General features: G+C 41.4%; 16 protein-coding genes and 1 pseudogene. 12 read left to right on the top strand and 5 right to left on the bottom strand.

Annotated elements, in window-relative coordinates; translation table 11 throughout:
• Window positions 1-24 precede the first annotated feature (24 nt).
• The 3 genes from IGI66_RS17755 (at window position 25) to IGI66_RS17745 (ending at window position 4265) form a co-directional block, all read left to right on the top strand.
• Window positions 25-1452 (top strand): 6-phospho-beta-glucosidase, encoded by a 1428-nt coding sequence (locus tag IGI66_RS17755; RefSeq protein ID WP_086305320.1) that lies wholly within the window; start codon window positions 25-27, stop codon window positions 1450-1452.
• A gap of 236 nt (window positions 1453-1688) precedes the next feature.
• The gene (locus IGI66_RS17750; protein WP_438849795.1) at window positions 1689-2726 is read left to right on the top strand and encodes an FUSC family protein; all 1038 of its coding nucleotides are present in this window, start codon (window positions 1689-1691) and stop codon (window positions 2724-2726) included.
• A 513-nt stretch (window positions 2727-3239) separates the two neighbouring features.
• Window positions 3240-4265 carry an NAD(P)-binding domain-containing protein gene (locus IGI66_RS17745; protein WP_438849794.1) on the top strand — a complete coding sequence of 342 codons (1026 nt, stop codon included), beginning with the start codon at window positions 3240-3242 and terminating at the stop codon, window positions 4263-4265.
• A 73-nt stretch (window positions 4266-4338) separates the two neighbouring features.
• Here the strand turns inward: IGI66_RS17745 and IGI66_RS17740 are convergent, their stop codons facing one another.
• Complete coding sequence (locus tag IGI66_RS17740; protein WP_438849793.1) at window positions 4339-5304, bottom strand: dipeptidase; 966 nt, start codon at window positions 5302-5304, stop codon at window positions 4339-4341.
• 439 nt (window positions 5305-5743) lie between these two features.
• On the opposite strand from IGI66_RS17740, the gene IGI66_RS17735 reads away from it, so the two are divergent.
• The 7 genes and pseudogenes from IGI66_RS17735 to IGI66_RS17705 all read left to right on the top strand — a co-directional run bounded on the left by IGI66_RS17735 (window position 5744) and on the right by IGI66_RS17705 (window position 13239).
• Window positions 5744-6076, top strand: a complete 333-nt coding sequence (locus IGI66_RS17735) for a hypothetical protein (protein ID WP_438849792.1) — start codon at window positions 5744-5746, stop codon at window positions 6074-6076.
• 476 nt (window positions 6077-6552) lie between these two features.
• On the top strand, window positions 6553-8604 hold the full coding sequence (locus tag IGI66_RS17730; protein WP_438849791.1) for a BglG family transcription antiterminator: 2052 nt from the start codon (window positions 6553-6555) through the stop codon (window positions 8602-8604).
• Entirely contained in the window at window positions 8604-8885 is a 282-nt protein-coding gene (locus IGI66_RS17725; protein ID WP_314575898.1) for a PTS sugar transporter subunit IIB, read from the top strand. Before IGI66_RS17730 ends, IGI66_RS17725 begins: the two co-directional genes overlap by 1 nt.
• Window positions 8886-8924: 39 nt before the next feature.
• Complete coding sequence (locus IGI66_RS17720) at window positions 8925-10289, top strand: PTS ascorbate transporter subunit IIC (RefSeq protein ID WP_316407913.1); 1365 nt, start codon at window positions 8925-8927, stop codon at window positions 10287-10289.
• Between the two features lie 32 nt (window positions 10290-10321).
• Window positions 10322-11173, top strand: a pseudogene (locus IGI66_RS17715) (transketolase).
• Window positions 11174-12130, top strand: a complete 957-nt coding sequence (locus tag IGI66_RS17710; RefSeq protein ID WP_438849790.1) for a transketolase family protein — start codon at window positions 11174-11176, stop codon at window positions 12128-12130.
• 533 nt (window positions 12131-12663) lie between these two features.
• On the top strand, window positions 12664-13239 hold the full coding sequence (locus IGI66_RS17705) for a hypothetical protein (RefSeq protein WP_316407917.1): 576 nt from the start codon (window positions 12664-12666) through the stop codon (window positions 13237-13239).
• A 244-nt stretch (window positions 13240-13483) separates the two neighbouring features.
• Here IGI66_RS17705 and dhaL read toward each other — a convergent pair whose 3' ends face one another.
• From dhaL to IGI66_RS17685, 4 genes are all read right to left on the bottom strand, one after another.
• On the bottom strand, window positions 13484-14083 hold the full coding sequence (gene dhaL / locus IGI66_RS17700; RefSeq protein WP_438849789.1) for a dihydroxyacetone kinase subunit DhaL: 600 nt from the start codon (window positions 14081-14083) through the stop codon (window positions 13484-13486).
• Window positions 14084-14110: 27 nt separating this feature from the next.
• A complete protein-coding gene (gene dhaK, locus IGI66_RS17695) occupies window positions 14111-15094 on the bottom strand; it encodes a dihydroxyacetone kinase subunit DhaK (protein WP_438849788.1) in 984 nt (327 codons plus the stop codon).
• Window position 15095: 1 nt separating this feature from the next.
• Window positions 15096-15494: a dihydroxyacetone kinase phosphoryl donor subunit DhaM gene (gene dhaM, locus IGI66_RS17690; protein ID WP_288226693.1), complete on the bottom strand. Its 399-nt coding sequence runs from the start codon at window positions 15492-15494 to the stop codon at window positions 15096-15098.
• Window positions 15495-15593: 99 nt separating this feature from the next.
• The gene (locus IGI66_RS17685; RefSeq protein WP_010778808.1) at window positions 15594-16727 is read right to left on the bottom strand and encodes a glycerol dehydrogenase; all 1134 of its coding nucleotides are present in this window, start codon (window positions 16725-16727) and stop codon (window positions 15594-15596) included.
• A 170-nt stretch (window positions 16728-16897) separates the two neighbouring features.
• Here IGI66_RS17685 and IGI66_RS17680 point away from each other — a divergent pair, with 170 nt between their 5' ends.
• Together IGI66_RS17680 and IGI66_RS17675 are read left to right on the top strand one after the other, a co-directional pair.
• Window positions 16898-17914, top strand: a complete 1017-nt coding sequence (locus IGI66_RS17680) for a PocR ligand-binding domain-containing protein (RefSeq protein WP_086305329.1) — start codon at window positions 16898-16900, stop codon at window positions 17912-17914.
• A 220-nt stretch (window positions 17915-18134) separates the two neighbouring features.
• Window positions 18135-19187 (top strand): TPM domain-containing protein, encoded by a 1053-nt coding sequence (locus IGI66_RS17675; protein WP_438849787.1) that lies wholly within the window; start codon window positions 18135-18137, stop codon window positions 19185-19187.
• The last annotated feature ends 95 nt before the right edge of the window (window positions 19188-19282 follow it).

Below are 19282 nucleotides of genomic sequence, written 5' to 3'. Positions count from 1 at the left end.
ACGAAGGAAACTAGGAGGAAGTTCATGAGTTTTAGAAAAGATTTTTTATGGGGTGGCGCTACCGCAGCCAATCAATGTGAGGGTGGTTACAATGAGGGGCAGCGAGGCTTAGCGAATGTCGATGTGATCCCTACTGGAGCTGATCGTCGCAAGGTGATCACCGGTCAAAGAAAAATGTTAGCCTTTGAAGATGGCTATTTTTATCCAGCAAAAGAGGCCATCGACATGTACCATCACTATAAAGAAGACATTGCGTTATTTGGCGAAATGGGTTTTAAAACCTATCGTTTATCGATTGGTTGGACGCGGATTTTTCCTAACGGTGATGAAGAACAGCCAAATGAAGAGGGGCTTAAATTTTATGAGGACTTATTTAAAGAGTGTCATAAATATGGGATCGAGCCACTAGTAACGATCACTCATTTTGATTGTCCTATTCACTTGATCAAGGAGTACGGTGGCTGGCGAAATCGTAAAATGATTGATTTTTATGAAAAATTGGTACGAGTATTATTTGATCGTTATAAGGGGTTAGTAAAATATTGGTTGACTTTCAATGAAATCAATATGATTTTACATGCACCGTTCTTAGGAGCCGGTTTAGTTTTTGAAGAAGGCGAAAATCAAGAGCAAGTAAAGTATCAAGCAGCCCACCATGAGTTAGTAGCCAGTGCACTAGCTACGAAAATTGCCCATGAAGTGGATCCAGAAAATCAAGTAGGCTGTATGTTAGCTGCTGGTAGTTACTATCCGTATAGTTGCAACCCTAAAGATGTCTGGGAATCAGTGAAAGGAAATCGCGGCAATTACTTCTTGATCGATGTGCAGTCGAGGGGTGCTTACCCGCCATATGCCCTAAAAGAATTAGAACATAAGGGTGTAGTCATCGAAATGGAAGCCGGTGATTCAGATATATTGAAAGACAATACAGTGGATTTTATTTCTTTTTCTTATTATGCTTCTCGAGTAGCTGCGGATGAGAATTCTGGGGTTGAAAAAACAGCAGGGAATCTTTTTCCAACTATTAAAAATCCATATTTGGAAACGTCAGAGTGGGGCTGGCAAATTGATCCTCTAGGTTTACGAATTACAATGAATGACTTGTTTGATCGCTATCAAAAGCCATTATTTATCGTGGAGAATGGGTTAGGTGCTGTCGATGAAGTGATGGATGATGGTACCATTAACGATGATTATCGAATCTCTTATTTGAAAGCCCATCTTCAGGCAATGAAAAATGCTGTTGAAGAAGATGGTGTCGACCTGATGGGTTACACTTCTTGGGGCTGTATCGATTTAGTATCAGCAGGCACAGGCGAAATGAAAAAACGCTATGGTTTCATTTATGTTGATCGGGATAATGAAGGCAAGGGCACGTTGAAACGTAGTCGTAAAAAATCTTTCGAGTGGTACAAGCAAGTCATCGCTTCCAACGGTGAAAACTTAGATTAAGCGATGATGTCAGCAGGTAGATAAAATTGTCAAAAGTAGTTACTAAAAAAATATTAGTATTTTTAATAACGAGATGTAGAAAATAGCTGAGACAATTATTATGAAGGGGAAAAACCGCTCATAATAATTGTCTCATTTAGTGATTTTGAGAAAGATTTGACCTAGGGAAGAGTATAAACAGTACGTTGCTTTCCCACCGGCAAATCATCAGGAATAAAAATTAGGAGAAATTATAAATGAGTCATTTTCAGAGTTTATTTTTGTTTAACAAAAGTAAGGATACCTTTTTTCGCCCGTTAGGCTCGGGATTGTCAATTGCCATTCCGATACTGCTTTCCTTTTTTCTAAAGGACATTCAAGTTGCTTCATTAGGTGTAATGGGGTCATTTGCGTATTTGTCCTTTCAAAGGAGATCCATTTTATATAATGTTCAAGCAATTTGTGTGCATGGAATTCTATTATTTCTTTCTTTTTCATTAGGGCTGTATGCCGCCTCTATTTCTTGGGCAATTCCTCTCATTATCAGTGTTATTTCTTTTACAGCATTTATACTAACGAAAATGTATCAAATCCCTAAACCCAGTTATTCTTTCATCATTATGCTATTTGCTACAGGAATTACGTTACCTGAGACACATCATGTAGTGCAAACCAGCTATTATTTACTTTTTGGAATTGTTGGAGCCATTATCTCTGGTCTTTTGGTTTCTTTCATCGAGAGGCTACCGTTAAAGACGAGTGTTAACCCCCACGAGAGACTGAGTTTCAAAGATAAATATTATGTGACTATTTATGAGTTTCCAGATTTGTTTATTAAAGCCATCAATTTTTCGACGATTCTTTTTCTAACGGCCTATATTTCATATTTATTAAGAGATTATAGTGGTCAATGGATACTAATATCTGCCTCTTCCGTACTTGCTGGAGAATATACACAGAAAATAAAAGAACGCTCACTCCACCGAATTATTGGGACAATCCTTGGACTAATGGTCGGGTTTTTATTGATTGCTCTTGATTTTCCAAACTTTGTCAATCTTATATTATTGATTCCTTTAAACATTGGTGTTGAGTACTTCATGTCACGTAATTACGCTGTTGCCAATGTATTCATTAATCCGCAAGTCCTTCTTTTAGTCAGTTTAGTATCAACGGCAGACAAATATAATTTTGTTTATTATCGTTTTATCAGCTTAATTATAGGGGTTAGCCTGACAATTGTCTTAGTCCTCATTTTCGACTACAGCTTGAAAATCTTTAGAAGGGATTATTAAGAACGATTGACTACGAAAAGGAACTTTAGTAATTATCAAAGGGAGTGGACATAGTATAGAAGGCTTTTCAAAAATAGTTATTACTTATAGATAACTCATGCGAATAGTTTAAGAGATAAATTCAGTCTTTGAGGAAACACTCTAAAAGCAGATGCCCAATTGCTTCAGCCATGATAGGAGATTTGGGATAACCAATTTTACATAATTGATACTTTGTATGACCTCTAAGGAAGGGATGTTTTATTGTTTTCAGCTTTCGTTTCAACTTAAAGAAGAAGTAGCTGCAAATCAGAGTCCATGCTCAATATAAGAGAGTGGGATCTGATTTTTTTGGTTTCTAATTTCGCACAAAATTAGCTGAATTGATTTTTCACCACTAGCTTTTCTGTTGATAGTTCTACGCATAATGAGCGTTAACGTTGACAAGTGTAAACGTTAATTATAAATTAAACGAAACAGATTACAGTTGTAAACGAAAAAAGAAAAAAACTAGACAGATAAGGGAGAAAATAGATGGTAAAAATAGCAGTGGTCGGGGGTCACGGCCAGGTCGGGCAAGGAATCGTCAGGGAATTAACGAGTCAAGGACATTCTGTTGTTTTGATGGGAAGAAATGTACAGAAGATGGAGGCATTCGCAGAACTTTTTTCACCTGTTTTAGAGCAGCGTGAAGTAGACCTGACCATAGCGGTCAGTCCTGAAGCACTAGCAGATCTTGATATGGTAATTGTTTGTTTGGATCAAACAGACACGCGATTTATCGAACAGTGCCAACAATTAGGCATTGATTATTTAGATATCAGTGCAAATAGTGATTTTTTGAAGAAAGTTGATTCACTGCCCACTCCTAAAAAAAGCAAGCGAGTCCTTGGGGTAGGTTTGGCACCCGGCATTACCAATTTGGCCGCCGCTGCGTATGTTCAAAGAGAACCGGCAGCTCAAACGATAGTAATTGATGTCCTTTTAGGAATAGGCGATCGACATGGGGAAGCAGCAGTAAAATGGACCTTTGAGCAGTTGAATCGTACGTATATACATCCTCAGTGGTCACCAACAACTGAAAACTTTGTCTATGGTCGAAAGACGGATTTCGGACCGTCGCTTGGGACACGCCGCAGTGCCAATTTTGATTTTGCCGATCAGCATATGCTTTTTGCGGCAGATCCTTCACGCAAGTACGCAACATTTCTTGGTTTCGATCAAAATTGGTTGACGGCATTGTTACAAATAATAAAAAAAGCGGGACTAGCAAAGCTTTTTAAAAATCCAAGGGTATTAAAGAGCCTCGTATGGTTTATGCAGCGGGGAATGGTCGGGGATCGTTCATTCGTTGTAAAAGTATCCAATGGGCACGTTGAAGATCCTAAAAAGATCGTTCTTTTCGGAGAAGAAGAAGCAAAAATGACGGCAGAAATCGCGGTATTTGCGGCGAATAAACTTCTACAAGGAACCTTACCCAATGGGCATTATCACTTAACGGACGTAACGACTTTGTCAGAAGTACTGGCGCAGCTGCCTCGGTTGTCGATTCCAGCATAAATTAAAAAGAGCGGATGTGTTATACATTCGCTCTTTTCGGTTTTTCATTCTGATCCAATGACGACTCAGGTTGCTATAAAATTTCACGATATACGCGTTCAACATTCTTATGGAAAATCTGTTCACGCGCACTAGAAGAAACGCCTGCTGCATGTAACCCATCATCAAGTTTTTCAATTGATCGGACATCGGGCAACTGAGGATTTTCTTCAATACCATCAAAATCGGTCCCTATTCCTACGCATTCAATGCCACCAACTTTGATAAAATGTTCGATATGATGAACGATTCCTTCCACAAGGGACTGAGGATTGTCTGGTGATTGAATAAAGGATTCAAAAAAGTTTATGCCAATAACTCCACCCCGAAGAGCGATGCCAGTGATCAATTCATCTGGTAAATTACGTGGATGATTGTGTATCGACCGTGCATTCGAATGACTGGCTACAAAAGGTTTCTTGGTGTATGTCAGAACATCCCGAACTAATTGGTCTGATCCGTGGGAGACATCGATGATCATTCCAAGTTCCTCCATGCGTTGTACAATGGCGATCCCTTGTTTTGTTAGTCCTTTTTGGTCAGGGTCTAGTTTTTGTTGTTCATTGTCCCAATAAATCGAATTAGGGAAGCCGATCTCATTCCTAAAATTCCAAGTGAGAGTTAACATTCGTACGCCCAAATCATAGAATTCCTGTAGTCGATCTAATCGACCAGCAAGTGGCGCCCCCTCTTCCATGGTCAAAAGAGCACTTAAACGCTCCGCAGCGAGATTTTCTTCATAGTCTTCAATAGTAGAAATTGGTTGAATCAAATCGGTATTTCTTTTCATTTCGGTGTAATAACAAGCAATCATTTCTCGACACACACGATAAGGATCGTCTACTTCATCTAAAGGAACAAACATCGCAAAGTTCTGCAATTTCGTTGGACTTTCCTTCATACGGAGCAGATCAATTTGAAAGTTATTTTTTCTTAGGTTAGTGCCTGAGGATTGGTATATTTTCATGATCGTATCACAATGCATATCAATGACGTTCATTTTTTCTCCTTAATGAAAAAGCCTCCTATAATAGTTGCCTTTTCTCCGTTTATTTTTATTCATTTGAAGCAGGGGTCATTAGCAGCTACAATGACAGTATATTGAAAAGATGATAACAAGTATACGGAATCAGAGTCAATAGAAGAGCTGCTATTTGCTGGAGGTTTTCATTCCGGTGAATAAACTTGAAGGAATCTATGATAGACAAACGAACCTATTTTTTCTCTTTGAAGAGCTTCAAAAAGGGAGACAAGCATTGAAATAGGAAACCCCATCTTCATTGCTCATGAGTAGCTTTCATAAAAAAACCGTCGTTTGAATTGACCCTCAAAAACCCAATTTTTTTCTATTCCTAAAAATATCTGTTGATCCTCAAAATAGATTTAGCTGTAAACTTAAAGGTAAGAAGCAGGCGCATTTAAGGAATAGGAGGGAACTCATGGGATCAACCAAAGCACCATCGCAGAAGCAATCCATGTTTCATCGAGCAGTCAAAACGAACGCGTTCAGTATTGTCATGGGGATCTATCTTGCGTTCAATACAAGAATCGTGCAGCTAGGTCCAAACTGGGACGGCCCCCTTTGGGAAATTCATCCGATCGCAGCGATTTTGAAACTCATGTCCCTTTTAGCACTTCTTTATGTTTTAGCCATGAAACTAGAAGAAAACGGCTACAAAAAATGGCAAGCGTTGCTATGGCTCGTTCCTCTTTTAGGCCCCATGTACGTACTCTATCTAGCATTTTCCAATACCTTTATGGAAAGTAAGTAGAAAACAGAATAACTGCTAGCACCAGTCTAAGACAACGGGTTGCCCGTTGTCTTTTTTGTCTATCTTAAAACCCACTCGCTTTCCCGAGTGGTTATAATTTGAGTAGGAGAGCAGGCATCATTTTTCAGATGCTTCGATTACCGGAGTGATTCGCTAAAGTAGGGCTCATTACTGAGGCTCCGTTTTAGTTTGAACCTTTTCACGCCTTGAGGGGGGGGGCACTCGTTTTAAAATAACGAATGGATAAAAATGGAAAGTAACGATCTTAAGATGATTTATAAGAAATCCTATTCTGTTTCTAGGAAAAATCCGATTTGTATAGTATTAAGATAGGAGGGCTGCTATCATTATATAAAGTTATTTATTAAACAATCAAAAGTTCGGTACACTGTTTTGAAAAAAGCAAAAATAAGTTGTGCCAAAGTTTTGTAGCGCTTTCTTAGGCGAGGCTATATAGTATAAGTGGGGGTAGGGACATGATAGATTATCGATTAAGTTATATTATTGCAGGTCCAAAAGAGAAACATCTGTTTGATCAAGCAGCGGAAATGACAGAAATGAAAAAAACGGAACTACTACTGGCAATCGAAAAAGTAAATCAAGTGGCTTCTGAGTTATATGAAACAGAGCTTTTAATAACGGATAGAGAAATCGAAGTTCCAAAGGTTATTTCGCAACATTGGATCAATATCTTTTTTAACCAACGGCGGGAAGACCTTGTTTTTCTTGAAGAAGAGCGGCAGGCGATGATTTTCTTACTTGCCTTCGCACAGTTTGAGGAGCTGTCTGTTTATTATTTTCAGGAATTTCTTTTTGTTAGTAAAAATACGATTTTGAAAGATCTGAAAAAGCTTCGGGCGTTGTTGTCAGAGCGGAATGTGACGCTCGAGTATTCGAGAAAAGTCGGCTTTTTTCTAGATGGAAGCGAGGCGTCTATCCGCGGAGCTGCGTTCCATTTATTAGGAGTTTTAGTTGCTAGTCCCAATGGCAAACGTTTGTTGTATGAAGGTCTATCATTAAAATCCCCGAACCTGTACACAGATGTTCGCTCCACCTTTTCAATGACGATCGAAGAATTTGATCTGTTGTTTGTACCTAGTCGTTTTGATGAAATGGTCTACTTCATTTCATATGTGATTTGCCGGACGGAGTACCATGAGATGGCTTTTTCAAAAGCGGATCAACGGGTATTAGAGCCGCTGATCGCACATAAGGCGAGTGATCGCTTCTTAGAAGAGTTTCCAAAGATCAAAAATAAAAGGATGGAATCCTACTATTTCACCATCATGTTCATGACCGTTCTACAGGGTGAGATACAGGATCGATCGCTAGAATTTCTTTTGCAATGTGCGAGTGAGATCATCCATGAGATCGAACGGCTTTCTGCGATTGAATTCAAAAATTATCGCAAGCTGTTGTTGGATCTTTTCCACCATTTAGTTCCAGCATATTTTCGAATCAAATTTGACTTTAAATTAAGCAATGTACTGATCGATGAAATCAAGGTGCAGTACAAAGAAATTTTTGAATTGACCAAACTAGCCCTGTTTCCATTAAAAAAATTGGTTCAAAAAGACATTCCAGACGAAGAGATCGGCTATTTTACGATCCTGTTTGGTGGAGAAATCAGCAACCAGCGGCAAAAGAAGAGGAATGCCCAGTTAAAAGCATTGATTCTATGTCCTAGTGGGATCAGTTCTTCATTGATTATGAAATCTGAGCTGCAGGAGCTGTTTCCTCAGATCGATTTTTCTGAGACGAGCTCCGTTGAAACCTTCAATAATCCAAATCTAGACAGTGAGTTTGATTTGATTTTTTCCAGTGTGTCAGTGAAGACGGAGAAAAAGCTTTATGTGATCAACCCGATCATGAGTCAGCTAGAAAAAAATGCACTAATGAGACGTGTTCAAGAAGATTTTCTCTTTCCGAAGGTATTGATTCCATCGGTGAATGAAATTCTAGATATTCTAATCCCTCATATTGATTTGAAAAGCGGCATCACAAAAGAGAAACTTTACAGAATCGTACAGAAAAAAATGAATAAAGAGATGAAGAGAAGGGAAGATGATCGACCGATGCTATCAGAATTATTAACGCCTGATATGATTCAATTAACCGACCGCACAATGGGGTGGGAAGAGGCCATCGACGCAGCCGCGGAACCATTGAAGAAGAAAGACAAAATCGAGTCAACGTACGTTGAAGCGATGATCAATAAAGTGAAAGACTATGGTCCGTTCATTCATATTGGCAGAGGGGTCGCACTCCCCCATGCGCGACCAGAAGATGGCGTGAATGAGCTGGGAATGTCCCTGTTAAAAGTCGAAAAGCCCGTGCTACTTTCAGATGATGAGAACCATCCGATTCAAATTTTCATCTGTTTAGCAGCGATCGACAATGAAATGCATTTAAAAGCATTAGCAAGTTTGACCAGGATTTTGTCAAACAAGGAAAAGTTGAACACACTATTAGAAGCAACAACCAAAGAAGAAATTTTAGAAATCATGACTGAAGGAGAAGATGAATAATGAAATTTGCAGCGGTATGTGGATCAGGCTTGGGATCAAGCTTTATGGTAGAAATGAATATTCAATCGGTATTAAAAGAATTAGGGGTAGATGGCGTAGAAGTTTCTCATTATGACATGGGAAGTGCAACGCCAGAGTTGGCAGATACCTTCTTTGTTGGCGGCGATTTAGCAGACAGTGCGCAGCATTTAGGGAACGTCATTGTCTTAGACAGCATCATTGATATGGATGAATTGAAAGAGAAAGTCCAAGCAGAATGTGTAAAGCAAGGCTTACTGTAGAAGGTTTCTGTTTTCGGGAAGAAATAGGAGGATAAAAAAATGAATGGATTTTTAAGTATTTTAATTGATATCGCCAGTACACCGGCGTTGCTAGTCGCATTGATCGCGATTTTAGGAAACGTATTACAGAAGAAAGATATCGCGTCGACCGTGAAAGGCGGGATCAAGACCTTCGTAGGGTTCTTGGTCGTGACAGCAGGAGCTGGGGTGATCGAAGGGTCATTGGCGCCATTTGGCGAGATGTTCCAAGCGGCTTTCAATATGCAGGGGGTCGTCCCGAACAATGAAGCCATCGTTGCGCTGGCATTGAATAAATTTGGTACGTACACAGCACTTATTATGTTAGTCGGAATGGCTTTTAATATTTTGATCGCTCGCATCACCCGCTTTAAATATATCTACTTAACAGGTCATGCGACCCTTTACATGGCATGTATGATCGCCGTGATCCTGAGTGTGACGGGAATGGGCACTGTGCCATTAGTATTGTTTGGCGGGTTGGCGCTAGGTTTAGCCAATACCATCTTCCCAGCAATCGCACAACCATTTACGCGTCAAATCACGAAAAACGATACCGTTGCTTTAGGACATACAGGGAACTTTGGGTATGCACTGAGCGGCTTGATCGGTAAATATGTCGGAAACAAAGAAAAATCCACCGAAGACATCAACTTTCCGAAAGGCCTATCCTTCTTACGTGATTCAACGGTAAGTATCACGATCACGATGGCAGTCGTTTATGTGATCGTCGCGTTGTTCGCAGGGAATGCCTATATCACTGAAAACTTGAGTGGTGGAACAAATTACATTATTTACTCATTGCAACAAGCCGGATCATTTGCGGCTGGCGTATTTGTTATCCTCGCGGGTGTTCGCTTGATCTTAGCGGAAATCGTCCCAGCCTTTAAAGGAATCTCTGAAAAATTGGTACCAAACTCTATTCCAGCATTGGATTGCCCGATCGTTTTCCCTTACGCACCCAATGCCGTATTGATCGGCTTCTTGACTAGCTTTGTCGGCGGGATCGTAAGCTTGGTCATCATGGTCTTAACAGGAACGACCGTGATTATTCCGGGTGTCGTCCCTCACTTCTTCTGCGGAGCAACAGCCGGTGTCTATGGAAATGCGACGGGTGGTTTACGCGGAGCATTGGTTGGATCATTCGTTCACGGTGTCATCATCAGCTTCATGCCGATCCTATTGATGCCGGTCATGGGTGAACTTGGGTTCCAAGGCTCTACCTTCTCGGATACAGATTACGGAGTGACGGGGATTTTCCTAGGAAACTTGGCGAACTTTGGCGGACAGATCGCCGCGATCATCGGAATTTTAGCGGTATTAGGTGTTCTGATCGCGCTGACCGCAGTAGCTAAAGGGAAAAAATCAAGCGCGGCTGCAGAATAATCGAGGAGAGATCGAGGAGAGAAAAAGTAGAGATGGACAAACAAACAATTTCTAAATTAGAAGTTTTAGCAGCGACTATTCGTATAGACACGATTGAAGCGATTCGTAAAATCGGCGCCGGACACATAGGCGGCTCCTTATCCATTGTTGAATTGTTGGCGGTATTATATGGCAAGCAAATGACCTATGACGCGAAAAACCCGAATTGGGAAGCTCGCGATCGATTAGTCATTTCAAAAGGGCATGCCGGCGTTGCATGGTACAGTACATTGGCTGAAGTTGGCTTTTTTGATAAAGAATGGTTGATGACAGTGAATCAGGGGGGCACCAAGCTGCCCTCTCATCCAGATAGAACCAAGACCCCCGGCGTGGATGCGACGACTGGTTCATTAGGACAATGAACCTCTGTCGCGGCGGGAATGGCTACAGGACTAAAAATGCAAAAAAATGATGCCTATGTTTACTTGATCGTTGGCGATGGCGAGCTGAATGAAGGCCAGTGTTGGGAAGCATTCCAATACATCGCGCATTTTAAATTGAACAATTGTATCGTGATCATCGATGAGAATAAGAAGCAACTGGACGGCTCGACTGAGGAGATTATGAATCCTTTTGATATTGCTGAAAAGATGCGTGCGTTTGGCTTCAAAACAAGCAGAGTCAAAGGCAATGATATGGCAGCGATCGATCAAGCCATTGAGGATTGTAAAGCGGTTGAAGATCAGGCAGTTTGTCTCGTTCTTGATACCATCAAAGGGCAAGGCGTCAAGTATTTTGAAGAAATGGCTGCGAACCATTCTGTAAAATTTGACAACGAGGCCATCTTAGAAGAAACAGATAAAATCTTAGCTGATTTAAGAGAATTAACGAAGGAGCGTGGATAAATGTTTACATTGGTAACGAATAAAGAAGTAGGCAAGGAACTTCGCGTTGCGGTTGTTGATGCTCTTAACGAGGCGATGGGCGAAAATGAAAAGCTAGTAGCTTTAGACGCAGACTTAGGCGGCGCTAGTAAATGGACGGACCTCATCAAGTCAAACCCCGATCGGTTCATTAATGTCGGGATCGCTGAAGCCAATATGGTGGGAGTGGCTGCTGGGTTAAATCTTACCGGCTACGTTCCATTCATCCATACGTTCGGTCCCTTTGCGACCCGTCGAGTGTTAGATCAAATCTTTTTGTCAGGAGCCTATTCGAAAAATACGATCAATATTTTCGGTTCCGATCCTGGTTTTGCTGCTGGACATAATGGAGGCACACATACCACGTGGGAAGATATGGCGTTGTTACGATCAATCCCGAATGTTGTTATTTGTGACGCCGCAGACGCTGTCCAAATGGAATGGATCGTGAAAGAATTTAGCAAAATGACCGGCGTTCATTATGTACGCGGCACTCGAAAAGGCGTGCGAAAGGTATACGAAGAAGGATCGACCTTTGAAATTGGAAAAGGAAATCTTTTGCGCGAAGGTCAAGACTACTTGATTGTTGCGACAGGCCAATTGGTCTCAGAAGCATTGGAAGTCGCGGATCATCTGAACCAAAAGGGAGTGACCGTCGATGTCATCGATATGTTCACGGTCAAACCTTTAGATCAAGAGTTGTTACTAGAACGCCTCGTTGGCAAAAAAAGAGTTATTACCATTGAAAACCATTCGATCACAGGTGGGCTAGGCAGTGCGGTAGCTGAAGTTTTAGCGGATAATGGCCTAGCAGTCCCCCTCAAGCGAATCGGTGTGGATAATCGCTTTGGCCAAGTAGGGACACCAGATTTCCTACAGGAAGAATTCGGCTTAACGACGGAAAAAATGATCGAGCAAATCGAAGACCGTAAGATCTAATGGATCAAAATTTGAATTTGCATGCATGAGAGGCTCTCAGACGCTAATCGAAAAACGGATACGCCAAATAAAGAATATGTGAACATGGAACCCCTAGAGTTGTAGGATACTCTAGGGGTTCTCTTTGGTTACTATTGCCATTACGTTTTATCTATCCAAGTAACTAATCGAGCGATATCTGAACAATTCTCCCGTGCTGCTTAAGACGCAAGCTTTCAAACGTTACAAGAGCAGTGCAAGGCGTAGTTTATTTAAGCTCTTGATGTTTCGCAAATTTGTATTATCACCGAAGGGAGAGTCTGCGTACTTCTTGCTGTAAAAATGAGCAAACTAGCTAAAAGATATTGAGCATGATGCGTAGAATATAACCGAAGGCTCATCACTTTATTTTGTTCAGATGAACCAACCAGTCCGTCGAGCGACAGTGTAATTTTAAGGATTTTAAATATGACACTAACCAACCGTTAATGCTTTGTATCATGTGTTTTTGCTATCATATGATAACAAAATACTAATCATGGAAGGTTGCTCTTATGTTACTTTTTTTCATTCGCTTAACTCCTTATTTTTTCGGTGTTCTATTACTCGTGTATTTTTTTAAATTGATTATTCTTCAAGGAAAGATTCGCAGCTTGAACTCAGAGCAAGAACTGAGATTGAGAGAGAAGTACCCAGAAATGACGGAGAGTGATTTAAAAGCTCGTCGTTCTGAGATCAGTAGTTATTTATCTCACTACCTAATGAAAGGCTTCAAAAGATATATTTGGCTGAGTGCAGCGATTGGGGCGATTGTATTTTTGATAGCTGCGTTTGTCTTTTTGTTTATGATGGAGGGCTACATTTTTGGTGTGCTGTACGCATTTGTGTTCTATTCAGCAGCGCTTTGTTATAAGTGTTATCCAAGTTACACGGAACAAGCCGTTTTCTGGAAGGATTATTTAGAAAAAAATCCAGAAAATCCATTAAAAATCGATCCAGCTCCCGAAGATCCTCAGACGATTATGAAGTCGCAAGCCAAATTGCCAAAGTATGCATTTGCCGTCGCAAACTGTACCATTGGTCTGACGCTTGCACTGAAAATAATCTCGGACGGCTACTTTTTTTTCTAATGAAAGGTAGAGATAAGACGACAGTAGACTAAAATTTCAGATCATAGGTAGTGAAAAAATCTACCTTCCGAAGTGCGGTACGTTTATCAAAAAAAGTGAGCTTTTTCTTTTGGTATAAACAAAAAACATAGGCAGGGAAATCTGATCATTGATCAAGATTTCTCTACCTTGTTTCTCTAAAAACCATTTGGATTTTTCGGATGTTATTCTTATTTTCAATTTTACGAAGAAGCTCATTATTTGTTCAGTTTAGGTAGGGTAATAAGCTTTGAAAGAGCAGGGCGCTAGAGGCGGCACCTGGATCAATGTGTCCAATTGAACGTTCGCCCAAGTAAGAAGCCCGGCCTTTTTTTGCCTGCATATCTTTGGTTTGTTCTTTGGCGGCTTCGATATTGTTTTTGGATAGATCAGAATGTTTTAACTGTTCTACGACAGGCTGCCAAACATCTACCATCGTCTTATCGCCCGACACTGCTTTGCCGCGTGCTTGAATCCCTGATAGTCCAGTCTCAAAAAGGTCTCCTAATTGCTTTTCGCTAGTAATTTCTGTGAGATCTTTTGAGGCTTTGGTTAGGTTCATAAAAGCGGAGCCATATAGTGGGCCAGAAGCACCGCCGACTTTTGAGATCAGCGCCATCGAAAGCACCTTGAAGGTCTCGGTGATCGTTTGTGGTTGTTTTGCTTCAAAGGCCTTTTGATATTCGCTCATCCCGCGATTCATATTGTTTCCGTGGTCGCCATCGCCGATCGGTGTGTCCAATTCGCTAAGGTAATCTTTGTTTTTCTCGATGGCTTCAGTATAATCTGACAACCATGCTTGAATTTCTTTTACTGTTACTAACATTTTGCTTACTCCTTTAGCTGTGTTTTTTTACCAAGAGATTGTTGTGACGGAGCTGTTCAAAGCCTTTTGCCAGTTTTCATCAGCCAAGTCGATGAACGTCAACGATATTCCTTGCATGTCAATCGAGGTCATGTAGTTTCCGACCTTGCGGAAAGCAACGTTGATTTTTTCTGCGTTCAGCAGATTCAAGACATCATGGATGAAGACGAATTGTTCCATCAAGGGTGTTCCGCCCATACCATTGACCAAAATACCAAGTTTCTTTGGGCGTTGATCGTAGGCAGCGAGCAATTTGCTGACAAGTTCTTTCGCAAGTTCCTTTGAGGGTTGGAGTTTTTCGCGACGGTAACCGGGTTCACCATGAATGCCGACACCAAATTCGATCTCGTCATCCTCTAATGAAAACCCTGGTTTGCCAACTTCAGGTACTGTTGCTGCTTTTAATGCAACACCAATCGTCTTCGTCGCGGCAACGATGCGATCGCCCATTTCTTTCAGTTCCGTCAAACTGGCACCGTTTTTTGCGGCGTCACCGAGTATTTTATGCACTAAAATGGTGCCGGCAACACCACGTTTACCAGCCGTATAGGTACTATCTTCGACTGCGATGTCATCATCAACGACGACGATCTCGGTAGGAATATCGCTCATTTCGGCTAAATCTTTTGCCATTTCAAAGTTCAAAATATCGCCAGTGTAATTTTTGACGATCAATAGGACACCTTGCCCTTGGTCTGCTTCTTTAATCGCAATCTCAATCTGATCGGGGGTAGGAGAAGTGAAGACATCCCCTAAAACAGCCGCACTCAACATGCCATCGCCAACGAATCCTGCATGAGCGGGTTCATGGCCGCTTCCACCGCCAGAGACGAGACCGACTTGTTTAGCGGGCGCATTTTTCGCTACGACACGAGAATCCTCCACGCGGTGAACCAGACTAGGGTAGCTATTGACGATGCCGATCAACATTTCTTCGATGATCTCTTTTGGCTCATTGATGATTTTTTTCATATTATTCCCAACCTTTCCCAGGGGCATTTTTTGCTTCTACTAAAATATGCTCGATGTCGTCAGAGACGCTTGCAGTGATCCCGGCGGCGAAGGCACCTTCGACTAAAGGTGCATCGACGAGGATATATTTTGACTGTTGCTCGTCTTCTAACATATCGAAGGCCAATTCCGCACTTAAAACAGCACTGCCCAGATCAGCAAAAACGAAAAAGGTATCCACTTCAGCCGCTTCATTGACAGTATCAACGATCTTAGTTGGATCACTGCCCAGCTCACCTTCCGAGGTTCCGCCTAAAGAGAAGATTTGAAGGGATTCGCTTTGAGCCATTTGTTCGATCATTTCCTTAATTCCGTCCGTGATTTTTAGGCTATGAGAAACCAATAGAATTGCTTTTTTCATAAAACTACTCCTTTATACATAAAATCCTCCATATACATGATGGTGGTTTCACTAAAAAGCAAACCCACCATCATGAAAAGTAAGGGACGTTTCTGGTGGTTATTGATGAAGATCCTTGTACGCTTGACCAATCCGATCAGCCACAATGATCGAATTAGCAACTTCTTCTTCCACGATCGGGAATGGCATAGAATGAATCGATTCTTCAGGGATCGAAGCAATTTTTGCGACTTTTAAAGCTTCTTCAAAGGTGATTGATTCTACCCCAAGATCCGCCAAAGTCAGCGGCAAGCCAACCGCGCTCATGAAGTCCATTACGGCGTTGACTTCGGCTGTTTCAGCATCTTCCAAGACCAATTGAGCCAATGTCGCAAAGGCAACTTTTTCTCCGTGAAGGTAATGATGCGTTCCAGCAAGGACAGTCATCCCATTATGAATGGCATGAGCTGCGGCAAGGCCACCACTTTCAAACCCTAAACCAGAAAGTAAAATATTCGTTTCCACGATCTTGTTCAATGATTCTGTTACGAGATTTGCGTCACAAGCGATTTTGGCATTTAGGCCATCTTCTTGCAGATGTTCCCAGCAAAGTTTTGCCATAGCAAGTGCGGCATACGTTCCACTGGCGGATGGAGTCAAGCCTTCGCGTGAACCCATTGGTAAGCTGGCATTTACTTGGGAATAAGAATTATGGGTCGCACGTGCTTCAAAATAAGTGGATAAGGCGTCGCCCATCCCTGCCACAAGGAAACGAGTAGGGGCCTGTGCGATGACTTTCGTATCAACTAAGACGACGCTAGGACTTTGTTTGAAATAGGCATAATCATCAAAAGAGCCATCTGCATAATAAAGAACAGCCGAATGGGAAGTTGGTGCGTCTTGCGCTGCGATTGTAGGGACGATGATCAAGTGTTCACCTTCAGCGACAACCTTTGATGCATCTATCGCTTTTCCGCCGCCTAGACCGATAATGCAGTCAGTTTGTTTTTCTTCAGCGACCGCTTGCAGGCGTTTGGTTTCTTCACGGGTAACCTCACCGCTGAATCCGCCTTCAATAAATGAGATCCCAAATTTTTCTGCTGTCGCCTCAAGCTGTGGGCGAATCCGATCTACATCGTCAGGATTGGCGATTAATAAGGCGGACTTGCCAAAGGTGGTAACAAAATACCCTAAGTTTAGTAATTCATCTTCTCCTTGAACATACTTCGTTGGTAAAATTAGTGCTTTTCTCATGTGTGGTGCCTCCTTGTTTTTATTTACATGATTATCATAAAGCGTTATCATCAAATAATCATTGAACTTTGTTACCGCTTTCTTTCATGATAAGATTGAATTATTTTATGAAATGGGACTATTTTGTATTTAATTGAAAAAGCTTTATAATGCATTCGAGGGGTGATCCTGTGGGAAAGACACAGTTTGATATTGAAGAAGTTTTAGATTTGGATAAATGGGAAGTCGTCCAGGAAAGCATTGCATCAGCGACACATTTAGCGATTATTTTAGTTGATTATCGCGGAAAACCCATTACTAAGCATAGTCAGGTCCAGCCGTTTTGCCAGTTCGTTCGCCAGCATCCAGCGCTTTCATCGTACTGCGAAAAATGCGACTCGCGCGGCGGACTAGAGGCAGTTCGAACCGGCCAGCCATTTATTTATCGCTGTCATTTCGATATTGTTGATATGGCGATTCCAATCATGATCGACAACCGTTACGTGGGAGCGATTATGGCAGGAGAGATTTTGCTGGAAGAAGGCCAAGAAGACTTAGAACAAGTGTTGCAACTGGAAGATCAAGCATTTTTGAAAGCGTTTAAAAATGAACATCAAGCGTTAATTAGTCAGTACCCACGCTTTAGTAAAGAGGATTTGAAAAAATCGGCGGAAATGCTAGAAAAAATCAGTGAATACATCGTCACTGAAGCAATCAAAAAGGATTACTTGATCAAAGCGTACAAGCAAACCTTGCGTATTTCCAAGCGGAAAGAGCCGCTAAACGAGGAATTGTTAGACCTAGAATTTATTCAAAAAGATATCCAGCACTCAAAACTGGAAAATCGACTGCAAGAGGAGAACGGCATTTATTTAGCGAGAAACCAAATCTTGCAGCCTGCGATTGATCTTGTGTTCGAAAATAAAGAGCAGCATGTTGATCTCAACACTTTAGCTGCGATAACAAATATTTCGCCAAGCTATCTGAGTCGTTTATTGAAAGAGGAATTCGGGGAACCATTCAGTAAAATCTATGGGAAGCTCAAAGTACATTGGGCACAACAACTGCTCGAAACCACTGACTGGTCGATCACGGAAATCAGTGATGCCTTGGGTTTTGTGGAACCTAGTTATTTTGTCCGCACCTTCAAAAAAATTTCGGGAATGACCCCACTGACTTATCGAAAGGAGAAATTACGCAGGCAATAGCAATACAAAGGACCTCCGTTGGTAACCGCTATCCTGCTTCAGGAAAAGAACGCATTGGAAAATAGTTTTTTCTAAAAGGAGCATAAATGCTTGTCCGCTCTTCATAAAATAACGAACATACTGTTTTAACTCGTTTATCATCTGAATAAAAGTAAAACCCTATTGCGCAAGAAGTAACAATTACTCATAATAAGGGAAACGATGAAAAGCAGGTAGTAAAATGAAACGACTTCTTCTCTTTTTCAGCTTTCTTATGATGGCCTTGATGATTGGCGGCAAGGTCCATGCAGAGAACATTTATGTTGAAGACCACGCAAATGTCTTATCAGAACAGACCAAGGGAGAAATATACCAGTACAATCAAACGTATAAACAGCTCGAAATTCAGCCGCAGTTGGCGGTAGTGACAGTAAAGAAACTGCCTGAAGGCGAAACGATTGAAAGTTATGCCAATCAGAAATTTCGAGAACTTGGTGTTGGGCATAAAGAACACGACTCGGGAATCATGTATATGATCGCGATAGAAGACCATCAGCAACGGATTGAAGTAGGCTACGGCTTAGAAGGCGATATTCCAGATGCGTTGGCGGCCAATCTGATGACAGAAGAGTCTAAAGAAGATTTTCGAGCGGAAAACTATGATGCAGGGGTCCGACTTGTTGCATCGAATATTGATCAGGTCTTGAGAAAACAAAAAGCAATTGCCGACTTTCCAGACGCATCCAAATCGAGTTTTTCGCTGGAAAGTATTCGAACATTTATTGTAAATAATGCATTTAAGCTCTTGATTCTAGTGCTTGTGCTAAATAGTTTTTTTGGTAAAACCGTGCAAAAAATCTTTATCTATTGGAAAACCAAAAGAGACTATGCGAAAGAATTACGCAGTGTCTTATTAAGCAACAATTATCGGTATAAAAGTCCCTTCAACCAGCCTTTGATCAATAGTCAAGCACCGGAAGTAGTAGAAGCGAAAAAAGAGTTGCAACAACAATATCAATTTTACCTTAGACCACAAAAACCTAGTTTTTATGATTTTACCTTTGCCTTTGGCGAGTTGACTTTGGGTGATCTTATCCATAATGATCGAGAAACGATGGAAGAATATTCGATCTATTATCATCATCAGCGTTTGTGGGAAACTCGTTCATCTGACAGCAGCGGAGGTTTCTGGGGCGGTGGAAGTTCCGGCGGCAGCGGCGGCTCAGGTTCTTCAGGTGGCGGTTCATTTGGCGGCGGCTCATCCGGTGGTGGCGGAGCCAGTTCTGGTTGGTAAAAGAAGACCGATCGCTTTAAAAAAATAGATAAGGAATCCCTCCTTCTGAGCAGCATCAGCTAGGCATCAGAAGGGGAGATTCTTTTTTTATATTT

It is taken from the genome of Enterococcus sp. AZ048, assembly GCF_051715125.1.
Lineage (GTDB): Bacteria > Bacillota > Bacilli > Lactobacillales > Enterococcaceae > Enterococcus_A > Enterococcus_A gilvus.
The sequence above is the reverse complement of the archived record's forward strand: the minus strand, read 5'-3'. Positions and strand labels throughout refer to the sequence as shown.